This is a genomic window from Alistipes onderdonkii (assembly GCF_025145285.1).
Lineage (GTDB): Bacteria > Bacteroidota > Bacteroidia > Bacteroidales > Rikenellaceae > Alistipes > Alistipes onderdonkii.
On sequence record NZ_CP102251.1, the window covers coordinates 695,370 to 716,239 of the forward strand.

General features: G+C 52.8%; 27 protein-coding genes. 23 read left to right on the forward strand and 4 right to left on the reverse strand.

The features are described from left to right. Positions 1 to 38: 38 nt before the first annotated feature. Both NQ559_RS02905 and NQ559_RS02910 read right to left on the reverse strand, forming a co-directional pair. Entirely contained in the window at positions 39 to 944 is a 906-nt protein-coding gene (locus NQ559_RS02905; protein ID WP_018696617.1) for a PLP-dependent cysteine synthase family protein, read from the reverse strand. Positions 945 to 1,091: 147 nt separating this feature from the next. After that, positions 1,092 to 1,253 (reverse strand): hypothetical protein, encoded by a 162-nt coding sequence (locus tag NQ559_RS02910; protein WP_018696618.1) that lies wholly within the window; start codon positions 1,251 to 1,253, stop codon positions 1,092 to 1,094. Between the two features lie 106 nt (positions 1,254 to 1,359). Between NQ559_RS02910 and NQ559_RS02915 the strand changes: the two genes are divergently transcribed. The 3 genes from NQ559_RS02915 to NQ559_RS02925 all read left to right on the forward strand — a co-directional run bounded on the left by NQ559_RS02915 (position 1,360) and on the right by NQ559_RS02925 (position 4,219). Beyond that, the gene (locus NQ559_RS02915) at positions 1,360 to 3,012 is read left to right on the forward strand and encodes a hypothetical protein (protein ID WP_018696619.1); all 1,653 of its coding nucleotides are present in this window, start codon (positions 1,360 to 1,362) and stop codon (positions 3,010 to 3,012) included. Positions 3,013 to 3,162: 150 nt separating this feature from the next. Next, positions 3,163 to 3,663, forward strand: a complete 501-nt coding sequence (locus NQ559_RS02920; protein WP_018696620.1) for a DUF2867 domain-containing protein — start codon at positions 3,163 to 3,165, stop codon at positions 3,661 to 3,663. Between the two features lie 40 nt (positions 3,664 to 3,703). Then, positions 3,704 to 4,219, forward strand: coding sequence for a 6-fold beta flower protein (locus tag NQ559_RS02925; protein ID WP_018696621.1), 516 nt, complete (start codon positions 3,704 to 3,706; stop codon positions 4,217 to 4,219). Positions 4,220 to 4,610: 391 nt separating this feature from the next. Here the strand turns inward: NQ559_RS02925 and NQ559_RS02930 are convergent, their stop codons facing one another. Together NQ559_RS02930 and NQ559_RS02935 are read right to left on the reverse strand one after the other, a co-directional pair. Next, positions 4,611 to 5,144 carry an HIRAN domain-containing protein gene (locus NQ559_RS02930; RefSeq protein WP_026318512.1) on the reverse strand — a complete coding sequence of 178 codons (534 nt, stop codon included), beginning with the start codon at positions 5,142 to 5,144 and terminating at the stop codon, positions 4,611 to 4,613. 48 nt (positions 5,145 to 5,192) lie between these two features. Beyond that, positions 5,193 to 5,639 carry a helix-turn-helix domain-containing protein gene (locus NQ559_RS02935; protein ID WP_154654050.1) on the reverse strand — a complete coding sequence of 149 codons (447 nt, stop codon included), beginning with the start codon at positions 5,637 to 5,639 and terminating at the stop codon, positions 5,193 to 5,195. Between the two features lie 147 nt (positions 5,640 to 5,786). On the opposite strand from NQ559_RS02935, the gene NQ559_RS02940 reads away from it, so the two are divergent. The 20 genes from NQ559_RS02940 (at position 5,787) to NQ559_RS03035 (ending at position 20,869) form a co-directional block, all read left to right on the forward strand. Beyond that, positions 5,787 to 6,071 (forward strand): hypothetical protein, encoded by a 285-nt coding sequence (locus NQ559_RS02940; RefSeq protein WP_154654051.1) that lies wholly within the window; start codon positions 5,787 to 5,789, stop codon positions 6,069 to 6,071. 94 nt (positions 6,072 to 6,165) lie between these two features. Beyond that, positions 6,166 to 6,375: a hypothetical protein gene (locus tag NQ559_RS02945; protein ID WP_018696625.1), complete on the forward strand. Its 210-nt coding sequence runs from the start codon at positions 6,166 to 6,168 to the stop codon at positions 6,373 to 6,375. 11 nt (positions 6,376 to 6,386) lie between these two features. Next, a complete protein-coding gene (locus tag NQ559_RS02950; RefSeq protein WP_009597458.1) occupies positions 6,387 to 6,572 on the forward strand; it encodes a hypothetical protein in 186 nt (61 codons plus the stop codon). A gap of 41 nt (positions 6,573 to 6,613) precedes the next feature. Further along, entirely contained in the window at positions 6,614 to 6,781 is a 168-nt protein-coding gene (locus NQ559_RS02955; RefSeq protein WP_229126742.1) for a hypothetical protein, read from the forward strand. A gap of 57 nt (positions 6,782 to 6,838) precedes the next feature. After that, positions 6,839 to 10,027, forward strand: a complete 3,189-nt coding sequence (gene dnaG, locus NQ559_RS02960; RefSeq protein ID WP_026318513.1) for a DNA primase — start codon at positions 6,839 to 6,841, stop codon at positions 10,025 to 10,027. Between the two features lie 19 nt (positions 10,028 to 10,046). Next, entirely contained in the window at positions 10,047 to 10,496 is a 450-nt protein-coding gene (locus tag NQ559_RS02965) for a helix-turn-helix domain-containing protein (protein WP_009597475.1), read from the forward strand. Between the two features lie 17 nt (positions 10,497 to 10,513). Continuing rightward, the gene (locus tag NQ559_RS02970; protein ID WP_009597479.1) at positions 10,514 to 10,987 is read left to right on the forward strand and encodes a hypothetical protein; all 474 of its coding nucleotides are present in this window, start codon (positions 10,514 to 10,516) and stop codon (positions 10,985 to 10,987) included. Then, a complete protein-coding gene (locus NQ559_RS02975) occupies positions 10,984 to 11,676 on the forward strand; it encodes a hypothetical protein (RefSeq protein WP_018696628.1) in 693 nt (230 codons plus the stop codon). Before NQ559_RS02970 ends, NQ559_RS02975 begins: the two co-directional genes overlap by 4 nt. Continuing rightward, the gene (locus tag NQ559_RS02980; RefSeq protein WP_018696629.1) at positions 11,673 to 12,569 is read left to right on the forward strand and encodes a DNA adenine methylase; all 897 of its coding nucleotides are present in this window, start codon (positions 11,673 to 11,675) and stop codon (positions 12,567 to 12,569) included. The genes NQ559_RS02975 and NQ559_RS02980 overlap by 4 nt, the downstream gene beginning before the upstream one ends. Positions 12,570 to 12,627: 58 nt before the next feature. After that, positions 12,628 to 13,491: a phosphoadenosine phosphosulfate reductase family protein gene (locus NQ559_RS02985; RefSeq protein WP_196012389.1), complete on the forward strand. Its 864-nt coding sequence runs from the start codon at positions 12,628 to 12,630 to the stop codon at positions 13,489 to 13,491. A 1-nt stretch (position 13,492) separates the two neighbouring features. After that, a complete protein-coding gene (locus NQ559_RS02990) occupies positions 13,493 to 15,229 on the forward strand; it encodes a DNA cytosine methyltransferase (protein WP_018696631.1) in 1,737 nt (578 codons plus the stop codon). A 34-nt stretch (positions 15,230 to 15,263) separates the two neighbouring features. Continuing rightward, positions 15,264 to 15,533 carry a hypothetical protein gene (locus NQ559_RS02995; RefSeq protein WP_026318515.1) on the forward strand — a complete coding sequence of 90 codons (270 nt, stop codon included), beginning with the start codon at positions 15,264 to 15,266 and terminating at the stop codon, positions 15,531 to 15,533. 253 nt (positions 15,534 to 15,786) lie between these two features. After that, entirely contained in the window at positions 15,787 to 16,107 is a 321-nt protein-coding gene (locus NQ559_RS03000; protein WP_018696633.1) for a hypothetical protein, read from the forward strand. A 189-nt stretch (positions 16,108 to 16,296) separates the two neighbouring features. Further along, positions 16,297 to 16,764 (forward strand): hypothetical protein, encoded by a 468-nt coding sequence (locus tag NQ559_RS03005; protein ID WP_018696634.1) that lies wholly within the window; start codon positions 16,297 to 16,299, stop codon positions 16,762 to 16,764. Next, the gene (locus NQ559_RS03010) at positions 16,757 to 17,005 is read left to right on the forward strand and encodes a hypothetical protein (protein ID WP_139022435.1); all 249 of its coding nucleotides are present in this window, start codon (positions 16,757 to 16,759) and stop codon (positions 17,003 to 17,005) included. The genes NQ559_RS03005 and NQ559_RS03010 overlap by 8 nt, the downstream gene beginning before the upstream one ends. Before the next feature lie 186 nt (positions 17,006 to 17,191). Next, on the forward strand, positions 17,192 to 17,488 hold the full coding sequence (locus NQ559_RS03015; RefSeq protein ID WP_018696635.1) for a hypothetical protein: 297 nt from the start codon (positions 17,192 to 17,194) through the stop codon (positions 17,486 to 17,488). After that, positions 17,479 to 18,003, forward strand: coding sequence for a hypothetical protein (locus tag NQ559_RS03020; RefSeq protein ID WP_018696636.1), 525 nt, complete (start codon positions 17,479 to 17,481; stop codon positions 18,001 to 18,003). Before NQ559_RS03015 ends, NQ559_RS03020 begins: the two co-directional genes overlap by 10 nt. Before the next feature lie 38 nt (positions 18,004 to 18,041). Next, positions 18,042 to 18,371, forward strand: coding sequence for a hypothetical protein (locus NQ559_RS03025; protein WP_018696637.1), 330 nt, complete (start codon positions 18,042 to 18,044; stop codon positions 18,369 to 18,371). Between the two features lie 51 nt (positions 18,372 to 18,422). Continuing rightward, a complete protein-coding gene (locus tag NQ559_RS03030) occupies positions 18,423 to 19,304 on the forward strand; it encodes a S49 family peptidase (RefSeq protein WP_018696638.1) in 882 nt (293 codons plus the stop codon). Positions 19,305 to 19,315: 11 nt separating this feature from the next. After that, a complete protein-coding gene (locus NQ559_RS03035) occupies positions 19,316 to 20,869 on the forward strand; it encodes a hypothetical protein (RefSeq protein WP_229100492.1) in 1,554 nt (517 codons plus the stop codon). Position 20,870: the final 1 nt, after the last annotated feature.

Here is a 20,870-nt window from a genome sequence, read left to right on the forward strand (position 1 = left end):
TTCCGGTCGCAGGCTTTTTCACATCCATCGTCCGCACATCAGTCCGCGAACTCGTCGAACATCGTCGTACTCAGGTATTTCTCGGCACGGTCGGGGAAAACCACCACGATATTGCCCCGTTCGATGCGCTGCGCAGTGCGCACGGCCGCCAGCATCGCGGCGCCGCTGCTCATGCCGGCGAAGATCGCCTCCCTGGCAATGATCTCCCGCGCCATGGCGATCGCCTCTTCGCTCTCGACCATCTCCTGCATGTCGATCTGCGAAGGATCGTAAATGTCCGGGACGATAGCCTCCTCCATATTCTTCAATCCCTGGATATAATGGCCCCGTATGGGTTGCGCGCAGACGACCCTGATGTCGGGCTTCATCACCTTCAGGAACCGCGAAAGCCCCATCAGCGTCCCCGACGTACCGATCGCACAGACCAGGTAGTCGATCCTGCCGCCTGTCTGCTGCCATATTTCCAGTGCCGTAGACTGGTAATGCGCCAGGTAATTGCCCGCATTGGCAAACTGGTCGGGCATGAAATATTTGTCGGGGTCGCCGGCCACCTTGCTGCGGGCCAGGCGGATCGCCCCGTCGGTTCCCTCCTCGGCGGGCGTAAGGATCACCTTCGCACCATAGGAACGAATTATTTTACGCCGCTCGACCGACACGGCGCTGCTCATCACGATCTCCACGGGATATCCCTTGACGATGCCAACGATGGCCAGGCCGATGCCCGTATTGCCCGACGTCGGTTCGATGATCGTCTTGCCGGGCGTGAGGCGCCCGTCCTGTTCGGCCTCCTCAATCATCCGGAGCGCAATGCGGTCTTTGATGCTGCCCGTGGGGTTGAAACCTTCGAGTTTCGCATAGATATTGACGTTCGGGTTGGGGCAAAGCCGGTTGATCCGCACCATCGGGGTTCCCCCGATAGTACCCAAAATATTCTTTTTTACCATAAATCGACCTAATTAACCGCGTAAAGATAATCATTTCCCCGGAATAGCGGCAATCCGCCCGCCCGATTCCGCGCCGTACGGTCGCCCCAGAACGCAGGGGTGCCCGCACAATCGTTGTGCAGGCACCCCAGTCCTCATCGGGAACGGTTATTTTTCCGGCTTCCCGTGTTCGTCGAAAGCGGCCTTGACCTCGGCCTCCTTCTTTGCACGCTGCTTGGTATCGGGGGCTTCGCCCTCCTTGACCAGCTCATTCACTTTACGTTCGAAATTCTGCTCGCAGGGCGTGCAGGTCGTCTCTTTGTTTTCCATAGGTACGAATTTTGGCATATTACGTACGTTTCCCTGCAAAATGCACACCGAAGTTGCCTCGGTTCGCATCTGCCGATTATATTTGTATACCCGAAACAAAATAATCATGAAAACCTGCAAACTACTCCTGCTCGCACTTTGCTGCGGATGCGTCTCCGCATCCGCAGCCGGCAAGGCCGGCTCCGAGGCCCCCCGCATCGTCAACATCGTCAACTTCATCCGCAATATCGAACCGCGCAGCGAAGAGATCACCGAAACGGTACTCTACGAAACCGTCGCACGGCAGGCGGCACAGCTCGCCGAATACGGGCTCCCGGCCACGTTCCTGCTGCAATACGACGCGCTGATCAATCCCCGCTACCGGCAACTGCTGACACAGGACGTCTATCCCGGCACCGAGGTGGGCGGCTGGTGGGAGATCACGCAGCCCCACGTGGAAGCCGCAGGGCTCAAGTGGCGCGGCCGCTACCCGTGGGACTGGCATGCCGACGTGGGCTTCGCAACGGGGTACACACCCGAAGAACGCCGCAAACTGGTGGACGTCTACATGGAAAAATTCAAAGAGGTATTCGGCAAATACCCGACGGCCATCGGGTCATGGTTCATCGACGCCTATACGCTCGGGTACATGTACGACAAATACGGCATCGTCGCTTCGTGCAACTGCAAAGACCAGATAGGTACCGACGGCTACACGCTGTGGGGCGGCTACTGGAACCAGGCTTATTATCCCAGCCGGGTCAATGCCTACATGCCTGCTCAGACCCGCGAGGGACAGATCCCCGTCCCCGTATTCCGCATGCTGGGCAGCGACCCGATCTACCAGTACGACAACTGCGTGGGCGGAGCCTTGCAGGGGGTGATTTCGCTGGAACCCGTCTACGGCGACAGCGGCGGCAGCCGCCAGTGGGTCGAGTGGTTCTTCCGGTCGATGTTCGAAGAACCCTGCCTCGCATTCGCCTACACGCAGGCCGGGCAGGAAAACTCCTTCACCTGGGGCAGCATGGAGAAGGGGCTCGACATCCAGATCCCGCTGCTGGCAAACCGTTTCCGCAAGGGCGAAATCCGTGTGGAGACGCTCACCCGGTCGGGCGAATGGTTCCGGGAGAATTTCCCGGTAACGCCCCCGACGGCCGTCACGGCACTGACCGACTACCGTGAAAAGGATCGTAAAACCGTATGGTACAACAGCCGTTACTACCGCACCAACCTGCTATGGGAGGGGGGCGCATTGTGCATCCGCGACATCCACATGTTCGATCAGCGGATGGAGTCGGACTACTACCGCAAAGCCGGCACCACCAACCAGTGCGTCTACACGACGCTGCCCGTCGTGGACGGCTGCATGTGGAGCACACGGGAGAAGCTGGCCGGGCTGCGGGTCATGCGGCGCACTGCCGACGGAAGTCTGGCCCAAGCGCAGGGCGGCACCCCCGCCGTAACGGAAAAGGGCAAAGGCAAATTACTCGTGGAGTGGCCGATGGACGACGGACGGCAGCTCACGATACTGCTTTCGGAAGAAGGGATGGAGATCGCCGTCCCCGGCAAAGGCCCCGACTGGATGCTGGAGCTGACCGCAGCACCCGGTGCAGCGTTGCCGTTCACGGCGTTCGGGGCAAGGCGGATCGCCGCAGTCCAAAAAGGGTTCGCCTACGCATTCGATTGCACGAAGGGCACCATTGCGACCGACGGCACCTCCGCGGAAAGCATATTCGTCCTGCATCCTTCAAACGGAAAGATCTCGCTGAAATTCAAATAACGACGCAACGGTTTCACCAGCCGGCGGCCTGCCTCGGGATCGGGACGGGCCGCCGGTGTTTAAAACCGTTCCGGGAATGCGGTATTCCCGCAAATTTTCGTTAGCTTTACGACATGGGAGCCGTCGCTAACCGACGTCGTCCGCACAATCATGAAAGTATACAAATCGCCTCTCCCGGAAAATTCGCGGATCATCCGCTACCCCGACGCCAATTATCGCGACTGCTTCCGCTGCCGCCTGCAAAATCCGGGGAAAGTATCCCCGAATCAGGTGATGGCGGCATTCTGGACGACCAGCCCGGCATGGCTGAAGTTTCTCTTCCGGCTGCGCGACCTGCTGGTCAGGCCCTTCGGGCTGAAAACCGGGGAGGGACCCAGCCGGGAAAAACTGGAAGAAGCCCTCGATAACGGCGAGAGCTACGGTTTCATGTCCCTCGCCGAAAGGACGGCCGACGAAACGATCGTCGCCCTGGACGACAAACACCTGGTGGCCTACATGTCCATCTACATCGAAGGCGGCCAAGTCTTCGCGAGCACGGTCGTGAGATACCACAACAAACTGGGAGTGGTCTATTTCAACCTCATCCGTCCGTTCCACGTCCTCGTCGTGAAAAACCTTTTCAAACAGATGATGCGCGAACGCGGATTCTGACACGGAGTTATTCCCGCGTTACCCGTAAACACCGCCGGCCATGAAACCGAATGCCATATTACTCGGAATACTGCTATTCCTGTCGCCGGCCGCCCTCGGAAATAACGCAGGCGACGATACGGATGCGCTGCTGATCGCCGCCACATATATCGGCGACGGGAACGGGACAATCTACCGCGGATACGGCACCAACCCGCTGGATGCAATATATACGTTCAAAAACGGCAGAATCTATAAAGGCGACGGCAGGTTCACTCTGTCGCTCGACGCCCTGTATACGATAAGGGACGGGAGGATTTTCGAAGGCAACAACACCTGGCCCTACGATGCCGCATACTCCATCGAAGGCGAGCGGATATACCGGGGCAACGCCACGTTCGCCTCGTGGTTCGACGTATTGTTTACGGTAAGGGACGGACAGTTTTACAAAGGGGACAGTTCGTTCATCCTCGACATAGCCTACACCGTCAGGGACGGCCGGGTTTACGAAGGTCGCGGGGAGTTCGCAAATACGCTATTCGATGTGCTGTATACGATCGAATACGGGGGTTATTAAGCATCGGAGGAAATCCCGGGGCAAGTAATTTACAGACCGGGGTCTTAGAATACACCTTTCGTCTGCGGAATACAGTCCACCTCCTTTTAAGGGCCGCAACCGTTTTAAAACCCACAAATCCCCATGCCCTTGCATCTTCAAGCGTATTCATAAACAAAAGATTTTAGTACAGGCCCATAGTAAATCCGAACAGCCATTGGTTATCAATCAACTACATCCAATCCCAAACATAAAAACAGGGGTCGGATTTTTCAATCCGACCCTTTGGTAGCGGGAGGAGGATTTGAAGTATCCTTTTCCCGCTTTTTTGTGGCCGTGAATATCAACACTTTACATTTTGGTCGGAAGTCACTCGATAGCATTTTTGTCCCGAATCTGTCCCGGAACACAATTAGTTATACTCTTGATTATTAGAGGTATTAAAATATTTTTTCTTAACATAAACTCTACCCACCCAAGCCTTTTTACCATAATCATAGCTTTTATCAATCCACCCTCTCACGGGGAGAGTGCCCGCAGAAGATTGCTGAAGGATAGTGAAAAGTTCAACATTATACGGTCTCGGTATATACCCTACACATTTTTCATCAAAATTATATACTCCTACTGCCTCGGAGTCATACTGATTATCCGGGTCAATCATTAAATACCCTCCGGAAAATGATTCAAGTTCATCATCAGTCAGCTTCCGATATTTCATACCAACAATATGATATTCGACCTCTTCAGAATTATCGGTATTTAATTCGGGAGCATCTTGTATACCATACTTATGGAGCGCAAAAAACACCAATACGAGTAATAAAATAATAATTGCAGGAATTGCCCAACTCCAGCCTTCGGGTATCCCCAGAGTATTCAATAATGCCACTACAACGACATAACCAATGATGCCAACAAGCAGATAACCCAATAGCTTATCCATATCTACGTTAATATTTAGGAATAACCATCGTCTGGAGACCAAAGAAAACTATTTTGCAGCGGCACATCCGGCATCGTCTTCCGTGCGGGCAGTGCGACTCCCCGATGACGTCAGGCGGTCGATTTTCTGGTACATATCAGCAATCAACTTGCCCTGCTCTGAATTCATTCTCTGCTGATCCGCAATCGTCCCCTGCTGGGAACTGACTGTTTCGATTAGTAACACCAATTTGTCAAATACCTCGCGAGGAACTTCTACGTTGGGCAGTAATATTTCTTTGCTGCCAACAAGCATATTTCCATTACCGGATAAAAGCCAGTCAATATTAAGCTGCGGAAATTCACAGATTATTTTCTGTAACTTATCTCCTCCGATACCTTTAGATATGTTATTTACATAGCCATTTGAAAAACCAAGTAGCTTTTCAAATCTACCTTGACTTAATCCTTGCGATTTTATAAATTCTATAAGTCGTTCTTTTACTGATGATTGCATAATGAGGCTGATTAATCATGTAACTTTATACAGAAATTTCTCGGTGAATATTTTGGTTTGCACAGAGATTTCTCTATATTTGCATTTGTAAATAACAATGTTAATAACAAATGTAGAGAAATTTTCCACCATTTCAAACACAATCCTATGCAAAACAGAAAATCAACTGCAACCCCGGCGTACAGTATGCCGCAATGCGAAACCCGCTACCTGCGGGGGAAGGAAACCAAGATGGTTCAGAGCTACCCCAACAACGTGAGGCTGGTCGTGAACCTCGACACGGAGGAGAGCCGCCTGATGATCGGCAACCGCCTGTTGGGCATCTACAACGGGACAGACATCGAAAAGATGCGGCGTATAACATCGGCCGCCGAAAGTCTGTCCCTGACAATAGGGCATCGGAGTCCTGACCGTGTCCGCATCCTGTCGTGAGATAGTACCGGACGCAGAGGGCGGCCAACTTTTAATCTGGCGATTAGATTTTCGCCGCCCTCTTTTTCCACCGAATCAAAAATTTAAAAAATATATGGAACAAACCAAGACATTCATCGAGTTCTGGCGGGGGCTGGACATCCACAGTCGGGAAGAACTCCGGACAGTAGGCGCAAAGATGCTCTTTGTTGCGACCTCGACTTTCAACGCCTACGGGTGCGGCGCCCGGCAAGTCCCGCTGTCCAAGCGCGAGGCGTTGGCAAAATTCATCGCCGAGAAGTACCAAATCAACGTAACATTTTAAACGACAGAACCATGCAAACTATCATATTGATTATCCTCGCCTGTATAACGGGTTTTCTCGACTTCCTCATTCTGCTCTACATTGCAAAATCACTGTTGCAAGCCCGTGCAGATGACCGGCAAGGACTGATCCCCACCCTCATCTGTTTTATCCTGAACACAATCGTCGCCGTAGCGCTCATCCTCAAACTCTGGTAGCCATGTATTGCGACAAAGACAATCGGGAACACTACGCCATAATGGATCTCGACAAAGAGCTGTTAGAAACGATACGCCGCGCGCTCACAATGTACCGCTGCGGTCTGTATGAAGGCATACAAGAGGAAAAACGCCCGCGAATCAAAGAAGATTTCCAGCAACAGTACGATAGGGCCGGCATAATCGTCGAACACATCGAATCTTTATAACCAAATCGGGGGGGGGATTTCCCAAAGGGGGAAAGTCCCGCCAGAAACACCGCGCAAATGATACCTGAATACGTCATAGACCAAATACTATCCAAAGACATCGTCTCTATAATCGGGGGCGAAGGAGTAAGTCTGAAGAGGGCCGGCGTCAATTACGAATGCTGCTGTCCCTTTCACAAGGAAAAGACACCTTCGTTCAAAGTGTCCCCGGTAAAGGGAATCTTCACCTGCTTCGGATGTAGTGCGAAAGGCAATGCCATATCTTTCGTGATGATGCTCTACAACATGACGTTCCCCGAAGCGGTGGAGTATTTGGCAAAAAAACTCAACATCGAATATAAGGCCGAGGAGCTGACTCCTGAGCAAAAAGAGGCCCGGTTCCGCCGTTCTCGTATTTTCGAAATCAATCAGATTGCCCTCGAATATTTCCGTGAAAGTTACAAGCAATCACTCCCAGCCCAAAAATACGCAACAAAGGAGCGAGGGTTCAAAGAGGAGACGATCGACAATATGCTGATCGGCTTCGCCCCGTACAAAGGCGGATTCCGCGAATATGCCACACAAAAAGGGTACAAGGAGCAACTACTGATCGACGCTGACCTCGTCCGCCGAAGCGAACGCGACGGCTCCCTGTACGATACTTTCCGCGGGCGGCTGATGTTCACCATACGCGACCGGACAGGAAACATCGTCGGCTTCTCCGGTCGTCTTATGGATAAGGAGAACCCCAAAAAGCTCCCGAAATACATCAACACGGGTGACACGGCGGTCTACAAAAAAGGTGAGCATCTGTTCGCATACTTCGAGTCGGCACGTCAGGCTGCGGCCGTCCGCACAATGAATCTCGTCGAGGGGAATCCCGACGCTATCCGCATGCACCAGATCGGCGTAGACAATACGGTCGCCCCGCTCGGCACTGCCCTCACACCAAAGCAGATCGAACTCATAAAGAAGGTCGCCGACACCGTAATCATCATCGGAGACATGGATGATGCCGGGCAGAAGGCCGTTGTCAAAAACGCCGAAACCATGCTCCGCGAAGGGCTGGCCGTGCGGGTCATGGAAATCAAAGACAACTACAAAGACCCTGACGATTATTTCCGGCAATATTCAAAGGGGTACGAAGAATTGTTGAGCAATTCCACAACAGACTTTATCCCGTGGCTCTGCGCTCACAAAATGGAAGGCAAGAACTCCCAGACCGAGCAGATCGCCGTCATATCCGAAGTTTGTCAGCTCTTGGCTCTATGCCGCGACGAAAGTACGGTCAACATGTATCTGGACATGTTCGCGCGTGAGTACAAGAACCGCAAGATATGGACGGCAGAGCTACAAAAAATCCAACTCGAACGGGAACGAGCGCAGCGAAAAAAGGAAGAAAGCTATTCCGAGGACATGATTTCGGAATACGGGTTCTATATCTCACACAATAGTTATTACGGTGCCGGACGAGGAAATGCCGATGTCCGCTGGTCGAACTTCATCCTCGAACCGATCGTCCATGTCAAAGACGACCAGAACGCCCGGCGTCTGTTCCGGATGCGGAACGACAAAGGAGAGGAAGCAGTCATCAAACTCGATCAGCGTTCGCTCGTATCGTTTGCCGACTTCCGCATCCGTACGGAATCGAAAGGCAACTACATCTGGGAAGCCGGACAGGGCGAACTGACCAAACTCAAAAAATACCTGTTCGACGGGACTCCCTCAGCCGACGAAATCAAACAGCTCGGATGGCAGAAACGGCACCAAATATACGCATGGGGAAACGGCGCAATGGATGAAGGGCACTTCGTCAAAGCTAATGATTTCGGCTTGGTGAACGTCCGCGGGCAGCTTTTCTATTTGCCGGGATGTTCCAAAGATACGGCAGACGATCCGCAAAGCTACCAATTTCAGCGGCGCTTCGTCTATGCAATTACCAATGACATAACGCTCAACGACTACGCGACACGACTCATCGAGGTGTTCGGCGATAATGCGAAGGTCGGACTCTGCTTCCTGATCGCGTCGCTCTTCCGGGATCTCGTCGTGAATGTCACGACATCATTCCCGATTCTGAACCTCTTCGGCCCCAAAGGTTCGGGGAAATCCGAACTCGCCCACTCGCTGACATCGTTTTTTATCCCGTCCTATATAGCGCCGAACATCAACAATACGACGAAAGCGGCGCTTGCCGAGGCCGTGGCCGAGGTGTCTAATGCGATCGTCCACATCGACGAGTACAAAAACACGCTCGACATCGAGAAACGGGAATTCCTGAAGGGCTTATGGGACGGTGCCGGCCGCTCCCGCATGAACATGGACAACGATAAAAAGCGGGAAACTACGGCCGTGGATTGCGGCGTGATACTGAGCGGGCAAGAAATGCCGACAGCAGACATTGCTCTTTTTTCCCGACTGGTATTTCTCACCTTCTCCAAGACGACCTTTTCCGATGACGAGAAAAGGAGGTACAACGAACTCAAGCTGATCGAAAAGCGCGGCCTGACCCACCTAACTGGGGAGCTGCTCAAGCACCGCAATCAGTTCCGCAGTAATTACCGCCACATGTACGACGAAACCGCCGCCGACTTCTCCGTGGCATTCGTAGGCAAAATCATCGAGGATCGCACCTTCAGGAACTGGGTGTCGATCACCGCGGCTTTCCGCAGCATCGAGCATCTGCTTCACCTGCCTTTCACATACACCGAAATACTCCCAATGGTCACAAGGATGTGCGAAACGCAGAATCTCAAGACCAACGAAAACAACGAACTCGCCGGATTCTGGGAAACGGTCGATATCCTTGCATCATCCGGAAAAATATGGATCGGCGTGGACTACCACATCAAAGCGTCCACGAAAAAAGGAATTCCGATCAAAGAATCAAAAACGCCACTGGAGCTACCGGAAGGGGCACGCTACCTATCCGTATCATTCCTCCGTATATCGCAGCTATACGCCAAGGAAAGCCGAGATTCCGAAAGCAAAAAGATACCCCGTGACTCGCTGAAATACTATCTGGAACATAGCCGGGAATTCCTCGGCACAAAAAAGGCCGAGCGTTTCAAAGTCATCCAGAACCCGACAGGATTCGTCCCGGCCGGAGACGCAGCTACAGGGCGAACAACAACGGCAATGCTCTTCGACTACAAAATGATCTGCGAGAATTACGGCATCGACCTCGACACCTCACGGAGTTACACAGACAATCCAGACGAACAAGACGATCCGGAACCTTTCACCCCTACGCAACTATCATTTTAATCACCTAATATTCAATCCTATGCAAAACAACAAATCAAAACAGAAACAGGCGGAAAAAGAAACCCCGACTAACTGGCAGCGCATCGAAATGGTCATCCAACAATCGAAAATGACCGCTAACGCATTCGCACGACACATCGGCTTGCCCCGCGGTGAAAACCTTTATCAGATCAAAAAGGGAAATAATGGAATCTCGCTCGATGTAGCCACCCGCATCTGCCAACATTACCCCGAAATCGACAAGCTCTGGTTGCTGACGGGCGACGGACAGATGCTCCGCGATGACGCGCCCGCCGGGCCGTGGGCGAATATCGGAACGCCGAACAGCGAGGCATTTATAGGCTTTGCGGCGGCGCTGATACTCCCGGAGTTAGTGAATAAACCCGAATGCCGCGACCCCTATACTATGGCCGTGGAGCATGCAAAAAAACTTATGGCGGCACTTGCAAAGAAAGGAGGGGAACAATGAGTTTTCAAACCTCATGTATGGTACTCGTTCGGGATGAGCAGCAGCAAATCAAACTCGAAAAGTGGGTGAAAGGTATCGGCAGGCAAATTATTGGAGGAAGGCAAGATTGGTCTAACTTTTTTCTGGCCGACACAGACCAGACATGCTTTTGGCTGCAACTCGACGAAAATGATCTGGGATTGTTTGACCAAGACTTTTACAACTGCGACGAAAATATCGAAATGTTCAAGGCACTGGCGGCCATGAACAGAGACAACGACCGCGAGCAATGGTTCGTCGCTCACGCCGTCATCCGCTTCGAAAGGCTGAAAGATACCGTACAGACTGAAACCGGGGAACGGCTGATTATGGCCGGTGAATGGTTCAAGGTTCTGATACCACGGGCCAGCGACATCCGGGCTAAATGGATGGCAGCAGTAGCACCGAAGCAACTGTGCCACAAAGCTACCAAAGACGAAATCATCGAACATTTTAACCGAAAGAAACTATGAAAAGCATCGGTTTTCTCGAAGAACTGCAGCGCGAAGTCATTGCGCGGCACAAGACGGAAACACGTCGGCTGACAGACCCGCAGCCAGACGATTATTTGCTCAATCCTCGCGGCGATTTCATCCTTCCAGATGGTAGTCGCGCAGACCTTCTTGCTCGCCGCCGTCTCGTTCGTCCCCGGTACAAGGTCGGCGAAGTTATCTTTATCAAAGAGCCGTACATTCCGCACCCTTTGGGTCTTGATAGAGTATTTTACAAATACGATCCGGCAGACATTCAAGCCCTGCAAGAACTCGGATATGGAGAATACCTTGACAAACCCGGATTCTGGCGAAATAAGCAATCCATGCCGGCGCGGATGGCCCGCTACTTCCTTCGGATAACAGCCCGGCATGGCGAACGGCTACAAGACATCACCGAAGAAGCTGCAAAGCGAGAGGGAGTACGACCGTTTACCTCCATCGAGGGGCATTACGTCCACTATTGCCCGGAACTACATTTTACCAAAGAAGAACTCGTAGACGGCTATCCGCATTGTAGCAACGCAATCGCCAGTTTCCAGACTCTAATGGAAAGGCTCGAAGATCGCGGAATTTGGGAAAAGAACCCCTTTGTGTGGGTGTATAACTTCGAATTTACAACCGAATTAACAGCCGCCGAACGTCGGCACTACAACCTTCCAAAACAATGAGCGGCAACAATAGCAAAAAGATAGCCTTCAACTACTTCGGTGGCAAGTTTTCTTTTATAGAATATCTCTACGAGAATTTTCCACCGAAGTTCACTCACCTCGTCGATCTCTTCGCGGGATCGATGGTCGTATCATTGAACTACCGAGGCAATGTCATTCGGACAGCCAACGAAATAAACGGCGAAATAACCAACTTCTTCGAGCAGCTCCGCGAACATGAAGATGAACTCATCCGGATGTTAGAACTGACTCCATGCTCTGAACTCGAATACCGGAAATGCTGGGGGGGGGCTGAAGGAATCACAGACCTTGAACGCGCTCGACGGTTCTATGTCCGTGTGCGGCAGTCGTTCTTCGGACTGGGTGTGCAACGACAAAATAAAGGGTGGCACATGTCCAAACAACACGTGAACGCACAGGGAGGAGAAACAGTCAGCCGATGGAAAAACGGAGTTGAGAAACTTCATGAAGTAGCGCAGGAAATCCGCCGCAACTTCCAGATCATCAACAGCGACTTCTCTGCCGCAATCGACAAGCTCGACTTTCCGGAGGCATTTTTTTATTGCGACCCACCGTATCCTTTGGAAAGCCGCGGGAGTAAACATAAGGGTGGAGACTACCTGTTCGACTTTACGGATGCAGATCACGAACGGCTGGCTTGGAAACTTCATCAAATAAAAGGATTCGCAATGGTCAGTGGATATGATTGCCTGCTTATGGATTATCTCTATGATGATTGGCATAAAATCAAATTCCCGATGAAACGTAACAACATCCGCTCTAACATCGTCAATGGCAGCGGTACGCTCATGCAGGAGTGTATTTGGTGCAACTATGAAATACCGGTTCGAAATCAAAATTTATTTTTACATGAAACCGCTTACTCTATCTGACCTTCGCACTCGTCAGGCGTGGCCGCTCAATCAAAAGATCGACCACACATGCTACGCCATGGAAACGTTCGTTGCCTACTGCAAAGAGCACGACCGCACGCCCTACGTATCATTTTCCGGCGGACTAAACTCAACCGTCCTGCTCGACTTGGCTCGCCGGTTCGTCGATCCTAACATGAAGGGCGTGTTCTGCTCAACAGGTAACGAATACCCGGAAATCGTCCGGTTCGTGCGGCATACGGATAACATCGAGATCATCCACCCGGCCATGCCCCCACGCGAGGTCATGGCCCGATATGGGTTTCCTCTTGTAAGCAAAGAGCAGGCGCAAGCTGTCCGAAATATTCGGACGACCAACAGCGACAAATTACGGACATATAGGCTCTACGGCGACGGAGTACGCCGGGCCGGCGTACTCTCAGAAAAATGGCGCTACCTGATAAGTGAGCCTTATATGACCTCGGAAAAGTGTTGCGAAATACTGAAAAAGCGGCCTTTCCGCAAATTCAACGCCCAAACACAGAGCCTTGGGATGGTCGGCACGATGGCCGACGAAAGCAAACTGCGGCAAACCATGTATGTCCGTCGCGGCGGGTGCAACGTCTTTTCGGATAATCCCCGCAAGGTTCACAGCGCCCCGCTGTCGATCTGGACTGCCGCGGACTGCCGGGACTACATTCACAGATTCGACATACCCTATTGCCCGATTTACGACATACCGGGCATTACCCGAACCGGCTGCGTATTCTGCGGGTTCGGCGCACACCTCGGAGGGGGGGGGAGGCGCTTTCACATACTGTACACTCTACATCCGAAACTCTACCAAATGGCAATGAACTACACCAACAACGGCTACACGCTACGCTATGCCCTTCGGCGGATGGGCGTGCAGCTACCAGACGAACATCCCGAACTATTCTAAAATGGCAATCAAAGTTATATACATCGACCTTTTCTGCGGTGCGGGCGGCACCTCGACCGGGGTACACTTTGCGCGGCATGCCGGAGATCCTTGCGCCAAGGTGATCGCCTGCGTCAACCACGATGCGAATGCTATCGCTTCGCACGCTGCCAACCACCCCGACGCGCTACACTACACGGAGGACATCCGTACGCTGGAGTTGGGGCCGCTCGCGGCCCATGCGGCCCGGATGCGCCGCCAGTATCCGGATGCCTTCGTCGTCCTCTGGGCCTCGCTGGAGTGTACGAACTTCTCGCGGGCCAAAGGCGGCCTTCCGCGCGACGCCGACAGCCGCACGCTGGCCGAACACCTGTTCCGCTACATCGAGGCGCTGAACCCCGACTACATCCAAATCGAGAACGAGGAGGAGTTTATGTCGTGGGGCGATCTGGACGAGAGGGGCAAGCCCGTCAGCAGGGATGCCGGGCGACTGTACCGGAAATGGATCGACAACGTGCGGGGCTACGGGTACGACTTCGGCCACCGCATCCTGAACGCCGCCGACTTCGGGGCGTACACTTCCCGCCGGCGGTTCTTCGGGATCTTCGCCCGCCGCGGCCTTCCGATCGTCTTTCCGAAACCGACTCACACCAAGAACCCGGCACAGGGCGACCTGTTCGGCCAGCAGCTTCGCAAGTGGCGGCCAGTGCGGGAAGTCCTCGACCTTGAGGACGAGGGCGAGTCGATCTTCGACCGGAAGCGGTCGCTCGTGGAGGCATCGCTTGCCCGCATCCACGCGGGGCTGGTGAAGTTCGTCGCCGGCGGGCGCGAAGCGTTCCTCGTCAAATACAACTCGATGAACCAGTCCGGGAAGTATGTCGCACCCGGCATCGACGAACCGTGCCCGACCGTGGCGACGCAGAACCGTCTCGGCGTAGCCAAGGTGTACTACCTCTGCAAGCACTTCGGCGGATCTCCGGAGGGGAAATGCACAGCCGTCGATGCGCCCGCGGGCGCGATCACCTGCCGCGATCACCACGCCTTCGTCTCGGCCTACTACGGCAACGGGTTCAACTCGTCGATCGAGCGGCCGTCACCGACGGTTACGACAAAGGATCGCTTTCAGTTGGTGCGTCCGTTCTTCGCCAACTACTATTCCGGCGGCGGCCAGACGTCAGGAACGGATGGCCCGGCTCCGGCCGTCATGACGAACCCGAAGCAGCGGCTCGTCACGCCGTGGATCATGAACACCAACTTCAGCAACGTCGGCAGTTCGCTCGATGCTCCGGCCCAGACCGTGACGGCCAACCGCAAATGGCAATACCTGATGAACCCGCAGTTCGCCTCGGCGGGTACCGCTACCGATCGGCCGTGTTTCACGCTGATCGCCCGCATGGACAAGCGGCCTCCGCGGCTGGTGACGGCCGAAGCGGACGGCGAGGAGCTGCCCTCGTTCATCAGGCTGGAGGACGAAACGTTGGTTTACGAGATTTACCCGGAAGATACGCCGATGCTGGTGCAGATAAAGGAGTTCATGGCGCTGTACGGACTGGTGGACATCCGGATGCGGATGCTTCGTATCCCGGAACTGAAGCGGATCATGGGCTTCCCGGAGAACTACGTACTGATCGGCACGCAGGAAGAGCAGAAAAAATTTATCGGCAACGCCGTCGAAGTGAACATGGCACGGGTTCTCTGCGAGGCGCTGGTGGCGAAACTTTACGAGTTGAACATCGTGCCGCAGCGGTTTGCGGCGTAATATACACAACAAACGAAATAAAACAACAAAAATTATGAAAAGCGAAAAAGCAAAGTCATTCATTGACAATGATGCAATACAGATGAATAACGGAGATCGCATGATCGATGCTTCCACGGCCTATACTGCCGTCGAACTTGCCGAGCAGGAGGCCGAGGAGCGGATGCGGGCGAAAGCAATCGGTGCATTCGACGATATGTGGTTCGAAAACGGCGAGGACGGAGAGTTCGAACCGGATTACGAGTACCACCGAAGGAATTTTATCCGGAAACTGAACAAGGAAGATGAAGTGCAGGAAGCATAGCCGATGCCGAAAGGTACCCGGAAATGGCAGCGTACTGGAGATAGTTCGGTGCCCTTGGTGTGGTTGGGAAGTGAGTACGTCTAACATTGGGAAGTGGTGCGCCAAATGTTATTGCAAATTCGAAGTAGGGAGTGATGGTTACATTCACTTCTCGCAGGACTTCCCAAAGACCACGGCCGAAGCATGGGCTATTGCTTTCGCCAAAAGTGGCGGAGTAGGTTTTGGTAATATATAATTGATTAACTAACAGTGAATGAAACAGATTGAGGAAAGAGGCGGAGATTTCGCTGCTAATTATGAAATACTTGACGATAACGGTCGCCGAAAAAACGAGTGTGAGATTGCCCGCGAAAGCTACATTTCTGGGGCCAAATGCGAACACGAACTACTGACGCGCTGGCACGACCCGAAAGAACCACCCGAACCGGGACGGGTTGTGCTTGTAAAGCGGAATCCAAGCTCTATCATACCGTATGATTTGGGGCATATTGATAACGATGGGAACTGGGTGGATTCGTGGTGTGGTTCTCCGATAGATGATAAGATCATCGGCTGGCGGAAGATTCACGAATAAGGACTAAGCGAAGAATTTATGAAAAGTGAAAAAAGAAAGGAGTGTGCCAATGAAAATGTAAAACCAGTGGGGCGACGACAGGCATCTTATAAAATGGGAAAATTGGTATAAGAAGAACATTCGGAAATTAGGGGTTCGAGTCCCCGGTCGCCCACAAATAACCGCCTCAAGGCATAAAAATATTTGATCATGAAAGAAATGCTCACAAACTACATCAGTCGATATTCGGCATTTGGATTGAAGATGGAAGTGCAGAAAAGAGACAAAACCGGCTTCTCAATCATCGGCCAGCAGTTACCGATCCTTCGGCCGGGTGATGATGTTCGTAACGAGATCACCCATGGGGGACATCGACTCGTTCCATTGGTTGGGTGTGCGGCGATCGTATTCAAGTGTTCTCCGGATCAGGTCGCCTTCGATAAGGAAATCGGTGTCGCCTATCGGCTCGGCCCGTTGCACATTCCAGCGATCAAGTTGATGTATCTGCCGGAAACCGGGGATTTTTCCGCATGCTATTTGAACGGCGAACACTACCCTATCTATTCATATCACCGACTTTATGACTACCTCGACTCGCTTCTGATCGATTACCGGGGATTAATCGGCGAGGGGCTTGCCGTCAGCAATCATGCCGTAAAATGCGATCCGTATGAATGACCTATATGACATATCGGGTTCCCTTTCAAGAGCAGGCCATGCATTTGCGGCCTGCTCCTCGTCTATGACAGCCGCGGCCCAAGCTGCCGCTGCGTCATGTATTGAAATCAACAGGATCATCGAAACCGTCGAGCATTACCGCCGGAGTCCGGCGTTTCGCAAGTTGGCAGGTATTCGCCGCAAGTACCGCCACGGATTGAAAAAATGCCAACTACATGAACTACACGAACTACAACGCTAATAATCAACGAAATAAATATAACTACTTTAACAACAAAAAAACTACATAAAACTACATTTTATTCACTTTCAAACTCTAAAAACTACAATCACTATGAAAAGCTACTTTTGTAGTTTTGTAAACATCTGATTTTCAACATGTAGTTTATTGTAGTTCGTGTAGTTGCCCAAAATAGGTATCCTTTTTATGAAAACATACTATGACCTTTCCGACGAAGAGTTCTTGAGGTACCTTCGTTTATTGGTAGCGCAGCTCTCACGCCTGCCACCTTACCGCTGGCAGCAGATTGCGGCTATCGCAGGCAATCCCGAAGAGTTCATTGAAATCGTGCAGTCCATGTGTAACGACGGGCTGTTCGACTGGATAGACGATTTCGGAAACCGTTGCTGCTTTATCGACATAAAAGACGATTCTCTGATCAGGCTCGATCCTATGTATGTACGAACCTTAAAAACCGGAATTGACAAACGAATATGGAAATGAGACTCACCTTCGATGTAGATGACCGAATACACATGGATTATCTCGCCTATCTCTTCGAGCGGGACACCTCCGGCGCTTATATCGTGACAGCCCGAAATTGCTTCGGGAAACTGATCATCGGGCACACTCAAGCTGCAAGCCTCCCGCCCAAAGAAGCCTGCGGAAAATTCGCAGTGACTTTTATACTGCCTATCAACGAGGCCACCCAGAACTTTCAAAATAAGTTCATCTACCTTTCGGCCCAAGCGACCAAGCAGCTCAATATCTCCCTGCGCGCCTACTTTGAACTCGACTTTTGGGAGTTCGTGCAGCGCCGTAAAGCCCTCCGCCAACGCAAAGAGGAGATTATCGAAGCGTTCATCCTCTCCCGTAAATTGTTCTCGGCTGAATACTTTGAATCCCTCCACAAGCGGGCCTATCGTCGGGAACTGAAGGAGCTGGAAGCCTTGAAGCGGAAACTGACCCGCCGTGCATACTACATCGAATCGCTCGTCGATGAGCCGAAAAAAGTTTAACCGAAAATCGTAATTATTTCTACAAATTCACTGATAATATGCTTAAAATTATCACCTCTATCGCCTTAAAACCGGCGGCATGCCCTGCCGCCGAGTTTCGGCGGGTTCCCTTGATCAGTCCGTTCGGCAATCTCAAAACGGCAACGACCCGTGAAGATGCAGGAGAACTCCTGACGATTACTCTGACAGCAACACTCCGTTCTGACGATGCTTTCCTGCATGAGCCTGCAATCGTCCGCGTCAAATGGCGCGGCGGCTCCCTTGTTTTCGGCAGCAAGGACATCCCGGCCCTGCTAACACTGACCGAGGAAGAAACCCTCGTTGCCACCTGCAAATACCAGACATCAATCGAAGCGGTAAAGGGGTAATGCCGTCCTTTTTATGCGGCCTGCGACCAAGTAGATTTGCATAAAAAAGAAATGAAACGCCTGATCACCCCGGAGAACAACGTCAAGCTGGCCCTCGAACTGCGCCGCGGTCGTTGGCTCGTTCACGATATTTCCACTCTCATACCAACGGCCATTTCGCTGCTTCAGCAGCAGGACATTCTACTCCAAGCTGCCGAGCGAGAATTCGACATCATGCTTTACGATGTAGATGCCCGCGCCGTTTCCGCGAATGCCGCCAGAAGCGGCGACCCCTGCGTTGCTGTGATCCCAATATCCGGCACGATTACCAAATACGACTCCTGCGGAACGATCGGAACTGCCACATATGCACAGGCCCTTCTCGCTGCTGCGGCTGACACAAACGTCGTTGCCTGCGTTCTCGACATTGACTCCGGCGGCGGGAATTCGACGGCTGTTCCCTTGATGTTGGATGCGATCCGCAAATTCAAAGCCACAGGGAAGCCTCTGCTCGCACATGCCGATTTTTGCGCGTCAGCAGCTTATTGGATCGCCGCACAATGCGACGCAGTCTATTGCGACAACGCCATCACATCGGAAGTAGGGTCAATCGGCGCATATACATATTTCATCGATGACCGAGAGGCATTGGAGAAGTCCGGACAAAAGGTTCACGAGATATACGCGGAAGAGTCATCCGACAAAAACCTCGCATACCGCCAAGCACTCACCGGAGAGTACACGCTGATCCGCATGCGCCTGTCTCATTTGGTCGCCGCGTTCCATGCCGACGTCAAAGCGGGCCGGCAAGCCCTCCGGGCCGACGCGCCGGGAGTACTGACCGGCGCGACTTTCTTCGCAGACAAGGCTATCGAAAACGGCCTTGCCGACGGCATCGCCACTTTACAGGAATGCGTCGATCACGCCTTTATCCGCGCAAGTATTCACTCATAATTATATCGAACATGAAATTGAACTGGAACTTTATTTCGAAAATCTTCGCCCGAACTGTCGGGGTGGAAAATCTTTCGCGTGATGCAGAAGGGCATGAGGTACTCTCTGCTGATCAGCGTAAGATTCTCGAACAGAAATTTGGCCCGGAAGCCTTGCAGCACTACGACGCATACGCCGCCAGCGATGCAAATGACGACGCACAGCAAGAACAGCTTTTGCTGAACTTCCTCGATGCCATCGGTCGCTCCGGCGGCGACGACAAAGACAAGTTACGGCAGGAACTGGCAAAAGCAGAAGAAAAAATCGCGTCGATGTCTGCCCAGATGACGATCTTACAGCAGGAGAAGGAGAAACTCGCCAAAGCCCGCGAAGATAAGCCTGCCGCAACAGAAGTATTCGGGAGAAGCGAAGGCCGTACCTTCACGATCGACGCGAAGGCATCCCACAATCGCCTCGCACTCGAAGCTCTGGCCACGGGCCAGCTTCCGACTTTCTCCGCAGCCACGATTGACGTGGATGATTTGAAAAAGGAGCTGGGCACCTATTCGTCGCAGGGGAACAGTCTGGAACTCATGCAGGACATCTACCGGGGGTTCACCTCGGCGAAGTTCATGACGCCGAAGCGTGCGATCGAAACCTACAAAGCCGTCCGCTCGGACTATACGTCCGTCGTACAGGAGTTCTCGGCCAAGTGGACTCCGTCTGGCGATGCACGGTTCACTGCCATCAAAATCCAGAATTACCGGCACAAGATCAACTTTGCGATCGTCCCGGCCGACGTCGCCAACTCGTGGCTGCTGTCGCTCTACAACGAGCGTCTGTCCCCCGATCAGATGCCGATCACACGCTACATCGTGCAGAAGATTCTGCTGCCGTCGATCCTTCAGGACATCGAGATGAAGATGATCGGCAAAGGCAAGTACAAGGCCAAGGAGAACCCGACCGATGCCGGCAAGCCGGAAGAGTCGATGAACGGCATCGAAACGCTGCTCGTCGAAGCGGCCAAGTCGGGCGATAAGGGTATCAATTTCTACCCGAACGCAAAGGATCTGCGCACAGCAACAGATGCCGAAGTCGTCGAGTACATCGATGACTTCGCCCACAAGATTCTGGCGAAGTATCAGTCCCTGAAGATGAATATCTTCCTGTCTGCCGATCTCTACGTGAAATACAAACGAGGTTACAAAGACAAGTGGGGAGCCGGCAGCGGCACGGAGAATCCCGATTTTGGCAAAGACCGTGTCGATTTCACGAACTTCTCGCTTCAGGTACTCGACTGCCTGTACGGCTCGCCGATCATCTTCTGCACGCCGAAGTCGAACTTCATCATGCTGCAGAACCTGAACCAGCCGCAGGTGATCACCGACATCCAGAAGGTCGATTACGAAGTCCGCTACTACGGCGAATTTTGGCTCGGTGTCGGCTTCGCGTTCGGCGAAATGCTCTTCGCTTCCGTTCCGGCCGACTACGACCCGCAGGCCGCAATCTCGGATGACGGCTCGACCGACTTCTGGAAAAAGACCAACGCTGCCGCTGAAGTGGAAGACACCCACGAGGGCGCATAGT